Source organism: Flavobacterium fructosi, assembly GCF_042787335.1.
Classification (GTDB): Bacteria; Bacteroidota; Bacteroidia; order Flavobacteriales; family Flavobacteriaceae; genus Flavobacterium; species Flavobacterium fructosi.
In genome coordinates this window covers 46,879-63,176 of the sequence record NZ_JBHZQA010000005.1, presented here as the reverse complement: position 1 = coordinate 63,176, position 16,298 = coordinate 46,879, and the positions used below count along the sequence as shown (strand labels likewise).

Below are 16,298 nucleotides of genomic sequence, written 5' to 3'. Positions count from 1 at the left end.
CCTTGATAAAAATTGGCAACATAGAATTACCAGATTTCCCGTTACTTCTTGCACCTATGGAAGATGTCAGCGATCCGCCGTTTCGTAGATTGTGTAAAATGCATGGTGCCGATATGATGTACTCCGAATTTATTTCTTCCGAAGGATTGATTCGTGACGCGATCAAAAGCCGAATGAAATTAGATATTTTTGATTACGAGCGTCCTGTTGGAATCCAGATTTTTGGTGGTGACGAGGAAGCGATGGCAATGTCCTCAAAGATTGTGTCTACTGTAAACCCGGATTTAATAGATATCAATTTTGGTTGCCCCGTCAAAAAAGTGGTTTGTAAAGGTGCAGGAGCCGGAGTTCTCAAAGATGTAGATTTGATGATTCGTCTGACTAAAGCCGTTATTGCCAGCACGCATTTGCCAGTAACTGTAAAAACGCGTTTGGGTTGGGACGATAATTCTATTAATATTGATGAAGTTGCGGAGCGTCTGCAAGACATTGGTGTTGCCGCTTTAAGCATCCACGCCAGAACTCGTGCGCAAATGTACAAAGGCCATTCTGACTGGTCGCATATTGCCCGTGTAAAAAATAATCCAAGAATTACCATGCCTATTTTTGGTAATGGCGACATTGATTCACCCGAAAAAGCATTACAGTACAAAAACGAATACGGGATTGATGGCATCATGATTGGTCGTGCTGCGATTGGTTATCCTTGGATTTTTGACGAAATCAAACATTACTTTAAAACTGGAGAACATTTAGCTAAACCTACCGTTATTGATAGAGTCGAAGCAGTTCGAAATCACCTCACTTGGGCCATGGAATGGAAAGGCGAACGATTGGGAATTGTGGAAACAAGACCACATTATACCAATTATTTCAAAGGAATCCATTCTTTTAAACCATTCAAACAACAATTGGTAACCTTAGACCGACCTGAAGAATTGTTCGCCGCTTTGAATGAAATCGAAGAAGCGTATGCGGGTTATGAGGTTGTTTAGTCGTTCAACCTTTTTAGGGTTTAAAATCCTAAAAGAGTTAGTTTAGGTTTTATTCCAACAGCTTCTTGCTCACGCGGCTACTCGCAATCAGCGAAGCAATAAAGCCTAAGGCAACAATTGTTCCCATAACAATCAATACATTTTCGAGAGAGAAAATCACGGGATACGCCAGTGTAGGTGTGATCATAACCAGTTGAAAATGTTGTTGCAGCAACACAATTACAATCCCTAAAACCAACCCGATAATTCCGCCAAAAACACTCAATAAAGTACCTTGAAGCAGAAATATTTTTCGCAAATCTTTGATTTCGGTTCCCAAATTAAAAAGGGTTTTTAGATTCCCTTTTTTGTCTAAAATCATCATAATCAAAGCGCCAATCAAGTTAAAAAGGGCTACGACGATTACCAATGTAAATATTAAATAAACCGCAATATTTTCGGTATTCAACATTTTGTAGAGCGACTCGTTAAGTTGAGCCCTATTTTTTACGGTGATTTTATTGTTGAAAATGGTTTGAAGTTGCTTGATGATGGAACTGTCAGCAGCACCAGTTTTCGTTTTGATTTCAATTCCTGAAACCTGATTGGTTTTATATTCCAATAATTCTTGTGCTAAACCTAAATCGGCAAAAACATATTTCGAATCTAAATCTTCGCTGATGGCATAAATCCCTACAGGAATGATATCTGTTTTGTTAAAGGCTTGTTCTTCATTTTCAATACTGCCTTTACCAGCCTTTGGCACCATTACTTCCAGTTGATTATTAAAATCAAGTAAACCCATCGAAAACTTCTGGGCAATGCCATAACCAACGACCACTTGATACGTATTTGGTTTCAACCATTGACCGTTAAAAAGCTTTTTTTTAATAGCGTTAACTTTGCTGAAATTAGCATCAACACCTTTGAGATAGGTAACTTCTTGTTTCCCATCAAAAGTAAATAAGACCCGTTCTTCAATTATTTTGGTATATGAAGCAAGACCGTCAATTTTCTTGATTTGGCTTTCCTGATCAGGAGAAACAAGAAATGATTTCCCTAAAGTACTGCTTATTTTTAAATCGGGATCAATGTCATTGGTAAACGAAAGACTAAAAACTTTCAGCCCGCTAAAAACAGATAAAACCACAAACAAAGCCATCGCGCCAACAATAATTCCCATGCTGGCAATTCGATTGATGATGTTGATCGCATTGTTTTTACTGTTGCTACGAATATAGCGTTCGGCTATGTAAAGAGGGAAATTCAAGTTTTATTGGAATCTGCGTTTGTCCAGAAGGTCTCTGTTTTCTATAGGATTATCTCTATTCGCTAAGGCATTATCAATTTTTTCAATGTAATCTAAAGAGTCGTCAATAAAGAAAACCAAATTTGGAACTTTTCTTAATTGTAAACGAACTCTTTGTGATAAATCATGTTTTATTGTTTTAGCATTGGACTTTACCGCCTCTAAAATTTCTTTGGCTTTATCCTGAGGGAAAACGCTTAAATGCACTGTCGCTACTGATAAGTCTGTAGTTACCGTAACCTTGGATACCGAAATGATTAAATTAGCCAGTCCGTTTTTTCTCACTTCACCTTGCAGAATATCAACCAAATCTTTTTGGATCACCCCACCTATTTTTTTCTGTCTATTTGTTTCCATGCTGCAAAAATACTACTTTTAAATTTTATCCCGAAGTTTCGGGACAATTTTTAAAAACAACCTAGCAATAGTTGTATTTTTAGGAGCTATTTCCTGCTGTTCACTATATCTTTCCTGCCACCCCGAAGCTTCGGGACAGCAAGAAAGGATGTCGTTTCCATCAGGGCTAGGGGATTTGGGGAATTATAACGCTACTTCTAAATCCAAAATCGTAAATCAGAAATCAAAAATTTAAATGCAAAGACCTTCCTTCTCCATATACGATGCATCAGCAGGTTCCGGAAAAACTTATGCGCTTGTCAAAGAATACCTAAAAATCATCCTTGTTGCCAAAAAAAATGATGCTTATCGCAACATTCTCGCCATTACGTTTACCAACAAAGCGGTACACGAAATGAAAAGCCGAATCGTAGGCAGTTTATCTGAATTTGCCAAAGACGAACCAAGTTCAAAAGCACAGGATTTAATGCAGGATTTGGCTGTAGACACGGAACTTTCCATTATTGAAATCAAAATTAAATCGCAACAAATCATCAAGCATATCATTCACAATTATGCTGCTTTCGATATTTCTACCATTGATAAATTTACGCATAAAGTGATTCGGGCTTTTGCACACGATTTGAATTTACCCATGACTTTTGAAGTCACTTTGGACACTGAAAATTTATTGATTGAAGCCGTTGATGCCATTATTGCCCAAGCCGGAGAAGATGAAACATTAACAAAACTGTTAATAGATTTCACGATGGAGAAAACCGACGATGATAAATCTTGGGATATTTCACGCGAGATCCTCGATACTGGTCGTTTAGTTCTTAATGAAAATAACAGAAACGAAATCACGCATTTTCAAGATAAATCCATCGCTGAATTTGTTGAAATAAAAAACAAATTATCCGAAGCCTGCAAAGTTTTAGAAAAAGAAAGCGTTGTTTTTGCTGAAGAAGCATTGTCATTAATAGATAAAAACGGAATTGATACTAAATCATTTTCGGCGGGGCATTTTCCAAAACATTTGTTGAGTATTCAAGAAGGAAAATTCAATCCAAAAAACAAAACCTATCACGAGTTTGATGATATAAAAATCAATAAAACGGCAAAAGACAGAGCGATTATTGAAAACATAATCCCGGATTTATTGCAGATTTTGGATCGTATTTATAAAACTTTCGAAAAAAGAGATTTTTACAAAGCTTTTCTAAAAAATATTACGCCACTATCATTACTGAATACGGTGAGCAATGAATTAGCAAAAATTCAAAGCGAGCAAAATGTACTTTCCATTTCAGAATTTAATGCAATTATTCATAGGGAAATTCAAAACCAGCCAGCGCCTTTTATATATGAAAGATTGGGAGAGCGCTATCGTCATTTTTTTATTGACGAATTTCAGGATACGTCCGAAATGCAATGGCAGAATTTAATTCCGCTTATTGATAATGCGACTTCCAGTGAAATTGATGGCGAAAAAGGAACTTTGATGATTGTAGGAGATCCAAAACAATCTATTTACAGATGGCGTGGCGGAAAAGCGGAGCAATTTATCGACTTAAGCAAAGACCAAAATCCGTTCAATAATCCAGAGAAAGTTCTGGAACATTTAGATAAAAATTATAGAAGTTATTCTCAGGTAATTGAATTCAATAATGATCTTTTTCAATTATTATCAAATGAATTTGAACATTTAGATTATAAAGATTTATACGAAAATCACAGTCATCAAAAGACAAATGATAAAAAGGGCGGTTATGTAAATATTTCGTTTATTCCAAAAGTGGAAACTTCAGAAGACGAAGAAGAAGCCTTGGATAAAACCGAATTATATGTTTTAGCGACATTAAACATGATTCAAAAAGTAATTAAGAAAGGTTTTGAATACAAGGATATCGTGATTCTGACCAGAAAAAGAAGCCAGGGAATTGCGATTGCTAATTATTTGACAGAACAAAAAATTCCGCTTTTGTCATCAGAAACCTTGATGATACAAAACGCCACTGAAGTTCGTTTAATAATTCATTTATTAAAATACTTAAAAAACAACGCCGATTTGGAAGCGAAGGCTTATTTCTTGCATTATATTGGAGAGCATATTCAGGATAAAATGCCAGTTCATGATTTCATTGCGCAAGGAATGGCTTTATTTCAAGAAACCGACTTCGAAAATTGGCTGAAGAGTTTCGATATCTCACTTTCGTTCCAAAATATTAGAAAAAAATCATTGTATGAGGCTGTCGAGGTTATTATTTCAAAATTCCTAAATCCAAAAGTAAGCAACGCCTACGTCCAATATTTTCTGGATATTGTTTTGGAACGAGACATTCGAAACCAAGCAGGAATTTCTGATTTTATAAATTTTTGGGATAAAAATGCCGAGAAATTCAGTATTCCTTCGCCAGAAGGAAATAATGCCGTTCGGATTATGACCATTCATAAATCGAAAGGTTTGGAATTTCCGGTGGTTATTTTTCCTTTTGCTGAAGAAGATTACAATAGAAAGCCCAAAGATAAACTATGGCTCAACGCCGAAGAGGAAACTATAGGTTTGCCTAAAGTTTTAATTGATAATAGTAGTGCGGTAAAAGGATTTGGCGAGGAAGCATCATTGGTTTATAACCTAAAAAAGCAGGAAGAAGTGTTGGATAATATCAACGTTTTGTATGTGGCTTTAACTCGTGCCGAAGAACAATTATATGTTATTTCCAATATGAATTTGTCCCGAAAAGAAGAAATTCCAAAAAATAACACGTGTGCTTTTTTTATAAATTATTTGATGAGTAAAGGAGAATTTGACGAAAGTAAATTGGAATATGAATTTGGGAATTCAACCAAATTATCAGATGAAAAGAAGCATGTCGATACTTCTAAAACGATTCCCGTGGTGACAGAAATTCTCAATCCCAAAAACATAAAAATTGCACAACGCGAAGCTCTTATGTGGGGAACGTATCAGCAGGAAGCGATAGAGTACGGTAATTTAGTTCATGAGATTTTATCTTTCGTAAAAACAAAAGCCGATGTGGATTTAGCGATTACAAAATCTATCGAGAGTGGATTAATTACTTTTGGACAAAAAGAAACGGTTTACAATAGTATTCAGGAAATTGTTAATCATAGTGAACTTTCAACTTATTTTTCTGAAGAAAATGAGGTTTTAAACGAACAAACGATAATCCAAAAGCAAGGGAAAGCCATTAAGCCTGACCGAATGGCCATTAACAAAGATAAAGAAGTGTTTTTGTTGGATTATAAAACAGGAACTCACAATCCAAAATACCAATTACAATTGGAAAATTATCAACATGCAATAGAATTAATGGGGTATAAAGTGGTAAAAAAAGCGCTTGTGTATATAGGTTCAGCAATCGATGTAGTACATTTGTAATCTAATTTATAAACTTAGGCTTTTATAGCATCAGACAAGGCTTTAAATATTAAACTTTAAAAATATCATGTACGGAAAAATACAACAACACCTGCAATCAGAACTTAAAACTATTGTAGATAACGGGATTTTTAAATCAGAAAGAATAATCACTTCACCACAAGGAGCCGAAATCACGATTTCAACAGGAGAAACAGTTTTAAATTTTTGTGCCAATAATTATCTTGGATTGTCATCACACCCTGAGGTTGTACAAGCTGCAAAAGATGCCTTGGATACGCATGGCTTCGGAATGTCATCCGTGCGTTTTATTTGTGGAACTCAGGATATCCACAAGACATTGGAAAAAAAGATTTCTGAATTTTACGGAACCGAAGATACTATTCTTTATGCAGCTGCTTTTGATGCTAATGGTGGGGTTTTTGAGCCACTTTTAGGAGAACAAGACTGCATTATCTCGGATAGTTTAAATCATGCTTCTATTATCGATGGGGTTCGTTTGTGTAAAGCGGCACGCTATCGCTATGAAAATAGCAATATGGAAGATTTGGAACAACAACTGATAAAAGCTACGGAAGATGGAAGTCGTTTTAAATTGATTGTTACGGACGGTGTTTTCTCTATGGACGGAGTAGTAGCGCCTCTGGATAAAATTTGTGATTTAGCTGATAAATATGATGCTATGGTTATGGTTGACGAATGTCACGCTGCCGGATTTATTGGCGCAACTGGAAAAGGAACGCTCGAGGCAAAAGGGGTGATGGGTCGTGCAGATATCATTACAGGAACTTTAGGAAAAGCACTTGGAGGCGCCATGGGTGGTTATACGACAGCAAAAAAAGAAATTATTGAAATACTGCGTCAACGATCCAGACCTTATTTATTTTCAAATTCTTTGGCTCCTGCCATTGTTGGAGCTTCCATAAAAGTCTTTGAAATATTAGAAAGGGACACTGTTTTACGGGATAAATTAGAGTGGAATACTAATTATTTTAAAGAAGGAATGAAAAAAGCCGGTTTTGATATCATTGATGGCGATTCAGCGATCGTTCCGGTAATGTTATATGATGCCAAATTGTCACAGAATATGGCAAACGAGCTGTTGAAAAAAGGAATTTACGTAATTGGCTTCTTTTTTCCGGTGGTTCCAAAAGATAAGGCTAGAATTAGAGTCCAATTATCAGCGGCTCACACTAAAGATCACTTAGATAAAGCAATTAATGCTTTTATTGAAGTGGGTAAGATGCTAAAAGTTATATAATTTTCATTTGAAGTTATATAATTTCCACTTTTGACCTAATTTGTAGGTTTATTTTAACATTTCATTTTGTATTTATAAAATTACGCATTACTTTTGTTTGTAATTAACTAATTATTTAATTAAAAAAAAATAAGTATGAAACATCTTAACAAACTTTTATTTGCTGTAATGGTGGTGATGGGATTAAGCTCTCACGCACAAGACAGTAACAATCCATGGGCAATCTCTTTTGGAGTTAATGCTGTTGACACCAGAACAAGTGCTGGTGGCGGAAAAAATTGGGCAGATCGTCATTTTTCTCAACCATTTGCTGTAAAAGACAACTGGAACATTCTTCCTTCAGTATCATATCTTTCTGTATCAAGATATGTAGGAGATGGTTTCACTTTTGGAGTTCAAGGTTCTGTAAACAAAATTACTAAATATGTTCAATTTGCTCCAAATGCTGTTGGTCATGATTCTCGTGGTTACATCATAACTAACCCTGGTGACTTAATGTATTATGGTATTGATGGAGCTATTAGATATAGTTTTATGAATTTACTTAAATCTAAAGTAATTGATCCTTCCCTGTCTGTTGGTGGTGGATATACGTTCTTTGGAGACAGTAGCTACGGAACTGTTAACCCAGGTGCTGGTTTAACTTTTTGGTTTACTGATAACATAGGTTTATCTTTTGCTACAGCATACAAAAAATCATTTGGTGATAGAGAAGATGCTGCTGGAAAACCTGATGCTCCATCACATTTCCAACATACTGCTGGACTTACTTTCAAATTTGGTGGTAAAGACACAGACGGTGATGGAATTTATGACAAAGATGATGCTTGTCCAGAAGTTGCTGGTTTAAAACAATTCAACGGATGTCCTGACACTGATGGAGATGGTATTCAAGATAGTGAAGATGCTTGTCCTGATGTTGCTGGTTTAGCTGCATTAAAAGGTTGTCCTGATACTGACGGAGATGGTATAGCTGACAAAGATGATGCTTGTCCAGAAGTTGCTGGTTTAGCTGCATTGAATGGTTGTCCAGATGCTGATGGAGATGGTGTTGCTGACAAAGATGACAAATGTCCTACAGTTGCAGGTCCTAAAGAAAACGCAGGTTGTCCTTGGCCAGATACTGACGGAGATGGTGTTTTAGACAAAGATGATAAATGTATCGATGTTAAAGGTACAGTTGCAAATCAAGGTTGTCCTGAAGTTTCTGAAGAAGTTATGATGAAATTAAATGAGTACAGTAGAACAATCTTGTTTGATTCTGGAAAATCTACATTCAAAAAACAAACTTACCCAACTTTACAATCAATTACTGCAATCTTAAAAGAATATCCGTATTCAAGATTCTTAGTTGAAGGTCATACTGATAGCGATGGTTCTAACGAAATGAACCAAACATTATCTGAAAACAGAGCTGCTGCAGTTAAAAATTACTTAATTGAGAATGGTATTGCTGCTGATAGATTAAAATCTACAGGTTTTGGTGAAACTAAACCAATTGATACTAATAAAACTGCTAAAGGAAAAGCACACAATAGAAGAACTGAAATTTCTTTAATCAAAGAATAAATTTTTCTAAAATATTTATAGAAAACGCCTCGATTTATCGGGGCGTTTTTTTTATTTTTATAAAATGACAAATACTTCTTTTTTAGATAAAATAGCCGCCGTTTTAATTGAAAATTATGCTGATAAACTTTCAGATGTAATAGTTGTTTTGCCAAACAAACGAGCCAAAATATTTTTGATAGAAGCTTTAAAGAATAAAGTTTCAATTAACATACTTTCACCTGAAATTATTAGTGTTGAAGATTTTATTCAGGATATTTCAGGTATTCGATCCATAGATCCAATCGAATTGTTGTTTGAGTTTTATGAAGTTTATTTGTCTATAACTGAAAAATCAAATCAACAGTCGTTTGAGCTTTTTGCAAATTGGGCAAAAACATTGTTGCAGGATTTTAATGAAATCGACCGGTATTTACTTGATCCTTCCTACGTTTTGTCTTATCTGAAAGATATAGAAGACATAAAAAAATGGGGAATCGAAGTTGAAAATAAAACGGCATTGCTGGAGAAATATATTGATTTTTGGAAATTACTCCCTAATTATTATCAATCACTTTACAGTCATTTATTAAATAAAGGAATTGGTTATCAAGGTTTAATTTATCGCGAAGCAGTAAATAATTTAAATCATTTTTCAAATTCAATTTCAGACAAACAGTTTGTTTTTGCAGGATTCAATGCGTTGAATGCCGCTGAAGAAAAAATTATTCAACATCTAATCGCTTCTGATCTTGCCAAGATATATTGGGATGTAGATCAAACTTTTCTCAATGATCCATATCATGATGCAGGATTGTTTGTAAGACGTTTTAAAGAAAGTTGGAAACATTACAAAACCAATCCTTTTGAATGGATTGTAAATGATTTTTCGCAAACAAAAAATATTCATGTTATAGGTACGCCAAAATCTATTGGTCAAGCCAAAATTACAGGGAGTGTAATAAAAAATATTATCAATAATAATCCAGACGCGCCATTAGATAAAGTGGCGGTTGTTCTCGGCGAGGAAAATTTATTGGTTCCACTTTTGTATTCTTTGCCATCAAGTGTAGGAGCCTTGAATATAACAATGGGCTATTCGAGTAAAAATAATCCAGCTCAGATTTTGATTGCTAAATTATTCAAGATGCATACAAATGCTTTGTCCAGAAATGCAAAAGATTATGTTTTGTATTATAAGGATGTACTGGATATTTTGACGCATCCTTTAGTAGAGCCTTATGCGAAAACCAGCGTATTAGTCAATACAATTAATAAAAATAATTATACATTTATTACTCATAAAAAGCTGCTTGAACTCAATTTGGATGTGAGTGATTTGTTTTTGGTACTATTTAAAAAATGGGAAAATGGTTCGATTGCAGTTTTAGAATCTATTACTAATTTACTGCAGACAATTAAAAACAATCTTAGTAATGATAGCGAAGAGGAGAAAATAACCAAAGCTTTTGTCTTTGCTATTTTTAAAACAATTAATAAACTGATTAATTACTATTCGCAACACAAGCACATAGATGAAATTGAAACACTTTACGCGATTTATAAACAAGTAATTGATTTGGCTGAGGTTTCTTTTGAAGGAGAACCTTTGAATGGTTTGCAAATTATGGGTGTATTGGAAAGTCGCGTATTGGATTTTGATACCGTAATCGTTACTTCAATGAATGAAGGAAAATTTCCTGCCGGGAAATCCCAGAATTCGTTTATCCCGTATGATGTAAAACGCGAATTGGGTTTACCAACTTTCAAAGAGAAAGATGCGATTTATACGTATCATTTTTATCATTTGTTACAACGGGCCAAAAACATTTATTTGCTTTATAATACCGAAAGTGAAGGATTAGACGCGGGTGAGAAAAGTCGATTCATTACCCAACTGGAAGTAGAAAAGCAAAAAAATCATACGTTAACGCACGAAATTTATAATGCTGTTTTACCCGAAACGGCATATCAGCCAATGGTAATTCCAAAGTCAGAAAGTGTGATGGTGCGATTGAAAGAAATTGCAGAAAAAGGGTTTTCTCCATCAGCGTTGACGAGTTATATCAGGAATCCGATTCAGTTTTATTTCCAAAAGATATTGCGCATCAGCGAAGTCGAAGAAGTCGAAGAAAACATAGCTTTGAATACTTTAGGAACCATTATTCATGAAACTTTAAAGGTTTTATATGAACCTTTTATTGGTAAATTTATTTCGGGAAGTGATATATTAAACTGTTTCAAGCAAATTGATGTTGAGGTGTTGAAACAATTCAAATTAGTTTACAAAGAAGGCGAAATTAAAAAAGGGCGCAATCTTTTGGCTTTTGAAGTAGCGAAACGCAATGTTTCGAATTTCTTAAAAGTGGAATTAGAAAGTATTAAAAATGGGGATGCAATTAAAATCTTGGCTTTAGAAAAAACTTTCGAGAGATCATTAAATCACCCTAGCTTGCCTTTTCCGGTATTAATAAAAGGAAATGTTGATAGAATTGAAGAACGAAACGGAACGATTCGAATTATCGATTATAAGACGGGTAAAGTTGATAAAGCAAATGTTATTCTTAAAACCTGGAAAGGTTTAACAGAAGACATCAAAAGCGATAAAATTATACAGGTTTTGTCCTATGCGTATATGTATGAGGAGGAGGCGAAAGGAAAGCCGATAGAAGCAGGGATTATTTCCTTTAAGAATCTAAAAGGAGGATTTCTTCCATTTGCTTTCAAAGAAGAAAAAGAAATGAATTCAATTATCAACGAGGAAGTTTTATCCAATTATTTAGAACAAATAGTCGTTTTGTTGATGGAGATTTTAGATGTAAAGATTCCTTTTAAGGAGAAAATAATTTAAATTCTTTTAAAAAACAACAATAACACGTTTAATAATTCTTCTTGGTTTTCAATGTGACTCATGTGTCCGTCTGGAAAAGTAACGAGTTTAACTTCGGTGTTTTCTGTTTGTCCTTTGGTTTCTGAGTAATTTAAAACAGGATCTTTTTCTCCTAAAATTAGCAGTTTAGGATAGGGAGTAAGGTGCAATAAAACTTCTCGGTCTTTTCTGATTTTCATTCCTTCCAATGAAGCTACAATTCCTTGAAGGGGTGTTTTTAAAGCTTTGATTTTTACACTTTCTATTTCTGATGAAAGTCTTTCTCTGTTGTCTTCGCTAAATAAGTTAGCAATGGACAACGATACAAAATTTATAAAAGATTGTTTCACCGCTTTAATAGCGCGATCGCGATTTATTTTTCGTTCTTCGCTATCTGCTTTTGCAGTTGAATTCAATAAAATTAATCCTTTTATCTTTTCAGGATACAATTCTGCGAAAGCCAGAGCGACATAACCGCCCATAGAATGTCCAACAAAAATGGCCTTACGGATGCGCAATTCCGATAAAACTGCGTGAACAGCATCGGCATTATCTTCCATCGTTTGCACGTAACTCAAACATTCCGTTTCGCCATGTCCCAATAAATCAATCGTGATAACGCGATTTTTTTTAGCAAACTCCGAAATATAAAAATCCCACATGCCTTTGTTTTCCAAGAAGCCATGAAGCAAGACAATAGCGATGCCTTTCCCGGTATCGGAATAGGAGATGTTGGTGTTTTTAAAGAGTATTTGTTTCAAAATGGAAATTTAGTCTACAAAAGTAGCATTTTATTTATTTAACCATTTAAGAAATATAAGGTCATGTAAGTAATTCATGAATGCGCTTGTATTAAAAATAGTATATTTGAGAAGAGCAATTTATAGATTTGTACGATTATGTTTGATGAACGAAAATATTACGGTGAAATTTGGATACCAGAGTATGACAATATAAAATATTTTTGTGTTTTAAAGTTTTTAGATGGGGTTGTTTATTTGGAGACAAATCTTTCTAGCAAATATCCAGAATACAAAAAAGAACTTATTTATGGTGTTTTTAATAATCTTGGATATTTAACTTTTGTCAATAACTCGATTATATAAAGCTCTGTTGGAATAATAAGTTTTAAGAAATATTCTCCTGAATATGTTTTTGTTTCATCACATCACAAAATAGATCCATATAATCTAAAAATAAAGGAATTTAAAATTGATAACTCAGCTTTTAATGAATGGATAAGAAGTTTTCATTGGTATGATAACGAAAACAAGAAGTTAGAAAAGGAGGATGACGTTAGGCATAAAATAATTATAAAAGAAAAATTTTTAGAAATTGAAATTATAAAAACAATCAGACATACATCTAATTTAAATTCTCTAAATATTATCAATGTTGGATATGTTTCATTTAGCTCGCAAAATAAATTAAGCGTGATAGAAATGATCGATATATATAAAACGTTTCAAAAATTTTTAATTCTTTTCTATGGCAAATCAAATCATTTTAAAGCATTTAGAATAAAATGTTTAAGCTGTGGCGAATGGTTTTCTTTATATTATAATAAAGATTTCGTTAATGAAAATAATAGTGATTATATTAGTTTCGATTATATCGATATAAAAAAAGACTTAAATAAAATTTTGCAAGAATGGTATTTAAATGAAGATATTCAGTTTTGTAGCGATATTATTTTAGGAAATATATTATCTATAAAAGTAAGCCATAGTAGAAGATTTACAAATTCCCTAGCTTCATTTGAAGCTTTTAATAAAAGATTTGGAGCTAATCATAAGAACCCAACAGTTGAAAAGTATTTTAATGATTTAAAATATATATTTATTGAAATAATGATCATTGAAGAAGAGTTGTATAAAAGTTTTGTAAAGAAGGTTATAAGAACTCGTGACTATTATGTACACGGAAATAAGACACAAGTAAATATTTTTTCAAAATTTGACTTGCTTTATATATCTTTTCTGATAGATTTTGTAATTGGAGTTGAATTATCAAAACAACTCGGCTTTTCAAGTGAAAATATAAAAGATATTATAAATAAAGCAACATCAGTTTATGTTTTAATGCAATCAACAAATCGGATATTAGACAAAAATATATTATAAATCAAATTTTTTAAAATATTGATTTACAAGTAAATTAACACATACAAAGCTTTTGAACCTTGTAGGGTTATTTAAATTTAAAATCGTCTATCTCCATCAAGCAAACTTCCTAATCCGCCCAATAAACGTCCTTCGTCGCGACTATTTCCGCCAGCTTTTGGTGCGGATGCAATAATTCTATCGGCAAGTCTGCTGAAAGGTAAGGATTGTACGTAAACCGTTCCCAGACCGCGAAGTGTGGCGTAAAATAATCCTTCTCCACCAAAAATAGAATTCTTGATACCGCCAATGAATTCAATGTTATAATCGACATCTTTGGTGAAACCTACAATACAGCCAGTATCCACTTTTAGAATTTCGCCAGCTGCTAATTCTTTTTGGCCAATTTTCCTCCGATATGTACAAACGCCAGACCGTCGCCTTCAATTTTTTGCATGATGAAACCTTCGCCGCTAAAAAGTTTGCGTCCTAGTCTTTTAGAGAATTCAATTCCTATAGAAACGCCTTTGGCGGCACAAAGAAAGGAACCTTTCTGGCAAATGAATTTTCCACCAAATTGGGTCAAGTCTATTGGAATTATTTTTCCTGGATAGGGAGCGGCAAAGGAAACGTTGCTTTTAGTATTGTTTTGATTGATGAACGCTGTCATAAACAGACTTTCACCTGTAAGAACTCTTTTTCCGGCATTCAGAAGTTTGCCAAACAATCCAGATTGTTGTTTTGAACCACTCCAAAAATGGTTTCCATTTGGATATTGTTGTCCATCATCACAAAGCTTCCGGCTTTGGCAATTACGATTTCCTGTGGATCTAATTCTATTTCTACATATTGCATTTCCTCGCCATATATGTGGTAATCTATTTCGTGTACTTGCATGATTTCTGTAATTTAAGTTTTTAAATAAGTCGGAAGCTTGATTATGAAGTTAGAGCTTTAAGATGAATTTTGGAATTGATGTTGTTCAGTTATAGATTTTCTCGTTGAAGCGCGCAAGGGATAGCAGCGGAAAGCCCATAGTGCCGCGCTTTTGCGGCACGAGGACTTCTAGCGGATAGCCCGACGCAGCTGGAGTTTACGGAAGCTGGGTTGCGCCCAAAAAAAAATCGGTTCACATTGCTGTAAACCGATTTAGTTGTATGTATTTAAGGAATTAACTGTTCATTAATTCTTCGATTTCGTCCACTTCAATTGGGATGTTGCGCATCATGTTGAAGGGTTCGCCACTTTCCTGAACGATGATGTTGTCTTCCAGACGGATTCCGAAACCTTCAGCAGGAATGTAAATTCCCGGTTCTACCGTGAAAACCATATTAGCTTGCATAGGTTCCGTTAGAATTCCGTAATCGTGCGTGTCCAATCCCATGTGGTGAGAGGTTCCATGCATGAAATATTTTTTATAGGCTGGCCAGTCTGGGTTTTCGTTTTGCACATCGGCTTTATCGATTAATCCTAAACCTAGCAACTCAGAAGTCATGATTTTCCCTACTTCGATATGGTATTGTTTCCAAAGCGTTCCCGGAGCAAGCATTTTGGTCGCTTCATTTTTTACACGCAAAACAGCATTGTAAACGTCTTTTTGTCTGCCGGTAAATTTTCCCGAAACTGGAATGGTACGCGTCATATCGCTGGAATAATTAGCATATTCAGCTGCCACATCTAGTAAAATCAAATCACCGGCTTTACATTGTTGGTTGTTTTCGATATAATGCAAGACATTGGCATTGTTTCCTGAAGCGATAATAGGTGTGTAAGCAAATCCTTTGGAACGGTTGCGAACAAATTCGTGAATCAATTCGGCTTCAATTTCATATTCGGTGACGTTGGGTTTCACGAAAGGCAATAATCGTCTAAAACCAAGTTCAGTAATGTTACATGCTTTTTGGATTAAATCCAATTCTTCGCTTTCCTTTACAGAACGAAGACGTTGCAATATCGGATTGCTTTTTGCGACCGCATGAGCTGGATATTTCTCTTTCCACCATTTTACAAAACGGGCTTCGCGGGTTTCAGTTTCCACTTTTGCACGATAATGCTCATTCGTATTGATATAAATTGTATCAGAGTGCGTCATCATTTCGAACAGAATTTTTTCAAATTCGGGTAACCAATATACAGTTCGGATTCCAGAAACTTCTAGAGCACGTTCTTTAGTCAGTTTTTCACCTTCCCAAATGGCAATGTGTTCGCTGGTTTCTTTCAGGAATAACATCTCTCTTTGGTGTTCGTAAGGCGCATCAGGAAAAAGTAACAAAATACTTTCTTCCTGATCGACTCCGCTTAAATAAAAAATATCTCGGTGTTGTGCAAAAGGCAAAGTACTGTCAGCAGAAACGGGGTAAATATCGTTGGAATTAAATACTGCTACACTTTTTGGCTTCATTTGAGCTGTGAATTTAGCACGATTTTTTATAAATAAGTCACGGTCGATTTGATGGTATTTCATTTGTTGAATTTTATATTTTTTTTGTCAAA

The 16,298-nt window shown here is 34.6% G+C and carries 10 protein-coding genes and 1 pseudogene; 6 read left to right on the top strand and 5 right to left on the bottom strand.

Annotated elements, in window-relative coordinates:
- The first annotated feature begins 2 nt into the window (after positions 1-2).
- Positions 3-995, top strand: a complete 993-nt coding sequence (gene dusB, locus ACFX5D_RS09500; RefSeq protein ID WP_379857959.1) for a tRNA dihydrouridine synthase DusB — start codon at positions 3-5, stop codon at positions 993-995.
- Between the two features lie 49 nt (positions 996-1,044).
- Here the strand turns inward: dusB and ACFX5D_RS09495 are convergent, their stop codons facing one another.
- Together ACFX5D_RS09495 and rbfA are read right to left on the bottom strand one after the other, a co-directional pair.
- Entirely contained in the window at positions 1,045-2,244 is a 1,200-nt protein-coding gene (locus ACFX5D_RS09495; RefSeq protein ID WP_379857958.1) for an ABC transporter permease, read from the bottom strand.
- 3 nt (positions 2,245-2,247) lie between these two features.
- A complete protein-coding gene (gene rbfA / locus ACFX5D_RS09490; RefSeq protein ID WP_379854259.1) occupies positions 2,248-2,640 on the bottom strand; it encodes a 30S ribosome-binding factor RbfA in 393 nt (130 codons plus the stop codon).
- Positions 2,641-2,875: 235 nt separating this feature from the next.
- Between rbfA and ACFX5D_RS09485 the strand changes: the two genes are divergently transcribed.
- From ACFX5D_RS09485 to ACFX5D_RS09470, 4 genes are all read left to right on the top strand, one after another.
- Positions 2,876-6,025, top strand: a complete 3,150-nt coding sequence (locus tag ACFX5D_RS09485; protein WP_379857957.1) for a UvrD-helicase domain-containing protein — start codon at positions 2,876-2,878, stop codon at positions 6,023-6,025.
- A 67-nt stretch (positions 6,026-6,092) separates the two neighbouring features.
- Entirely contained in the window at positions 6,093-7,286 is a 1,194-nt protein-coding gene (gene kbl, locus ACFX5D_RS09480; protein WP_379857956.1) for a glycine C-acetyltransferase, read from the top strand.
- Between the two features lie 135 nt (positions 7,287-7,421).
- Positions 7,422-8,855, top strand: coding sequence for an OmpA family protein (locus tag ACFX5D_RS09475; protein ID WP_379857955.1), 1,434 nt, complete (start codon positions 7,422-7,424; stop codon positions 8,853-8,855).
- A 64-nt stretch (positions 8,856-8,919) separates the two neighbouring features.
- Complete coding sequence (locus tag ACFX5D_RS09470; RefSeq protein WP_379857954.1) at positions 8,920-11,685, top strand: PD-(D/E)XK nuclease family protein; 2,766 nt, start codon at positions 8,920-8,922, stop codon at positions 11,683-11,685.
- Here ACFX5D_RS09470 and ACFX5D_RS09465 read toward each other — a convergent pair.
- The gene (locus ACFX5D_RS09465) at positions 11,682-12,464 is read right to left on the bottom strand and encodes an alpha/beta fold hydrolase (RefSeq protein WP_379857953.1); all 783 of its coding nucleotides are present in this window, start codon (positions 12,462-12,464) and stop codon (positions 11,682-11,684) included. The genes ACFX5D_RS09470 and ACFX5D_RS09465 overlap by 4 nt on opposite strands.
- Before the next feature lie 357 nt (positions 12,465-12,821).
- Between ACFX5D_RS09465 and ACFX5D_RS09460 the strand changes: the two genes are divergently transcribed.
- On the top strand, positions 12,822-13,826 hold the full coding sequence (locus ACFX5D_RS09460; protein WP_379858139.1) for an ApeA N-terminal domain 1-containing protein: 1,005 nt from the start codon (positions 12,822-12,824) through the stop codon (positions 13,824-13,826).
- A gap of 77 nt (positions 13,827-13,903) precedes the next feature.
- Here ACFX5D_RS09460 and ACFX5D_RS09455 read toward each other — a convergent pair.
- Together ACFX5D_RS09455 and ACFX5D_RS09450 are read right to left on the bottom strand one after the other, a co-directional pair.
- A pseudogene (locus tag ACFX5D_RS09455) lies at positions 13,904-14,702 on the bottom strand (TIGR00266 family protein).
- Positions 14,703-14,976: 274 nt separating this feature from the next.
- Positions 14,977-16,269, bottom strand: coding sequence for an aminopeptidase P family protein (locus ACFX5D_RS09450; protein ID WP_379857952.1), 1,293 nt, complete (start codon positions 16,267-16,269; stop codon positions 14,977-14,979).
- Between the last annotated feature and the right edge of the window lie 29 nt (positions 16,270-16,298).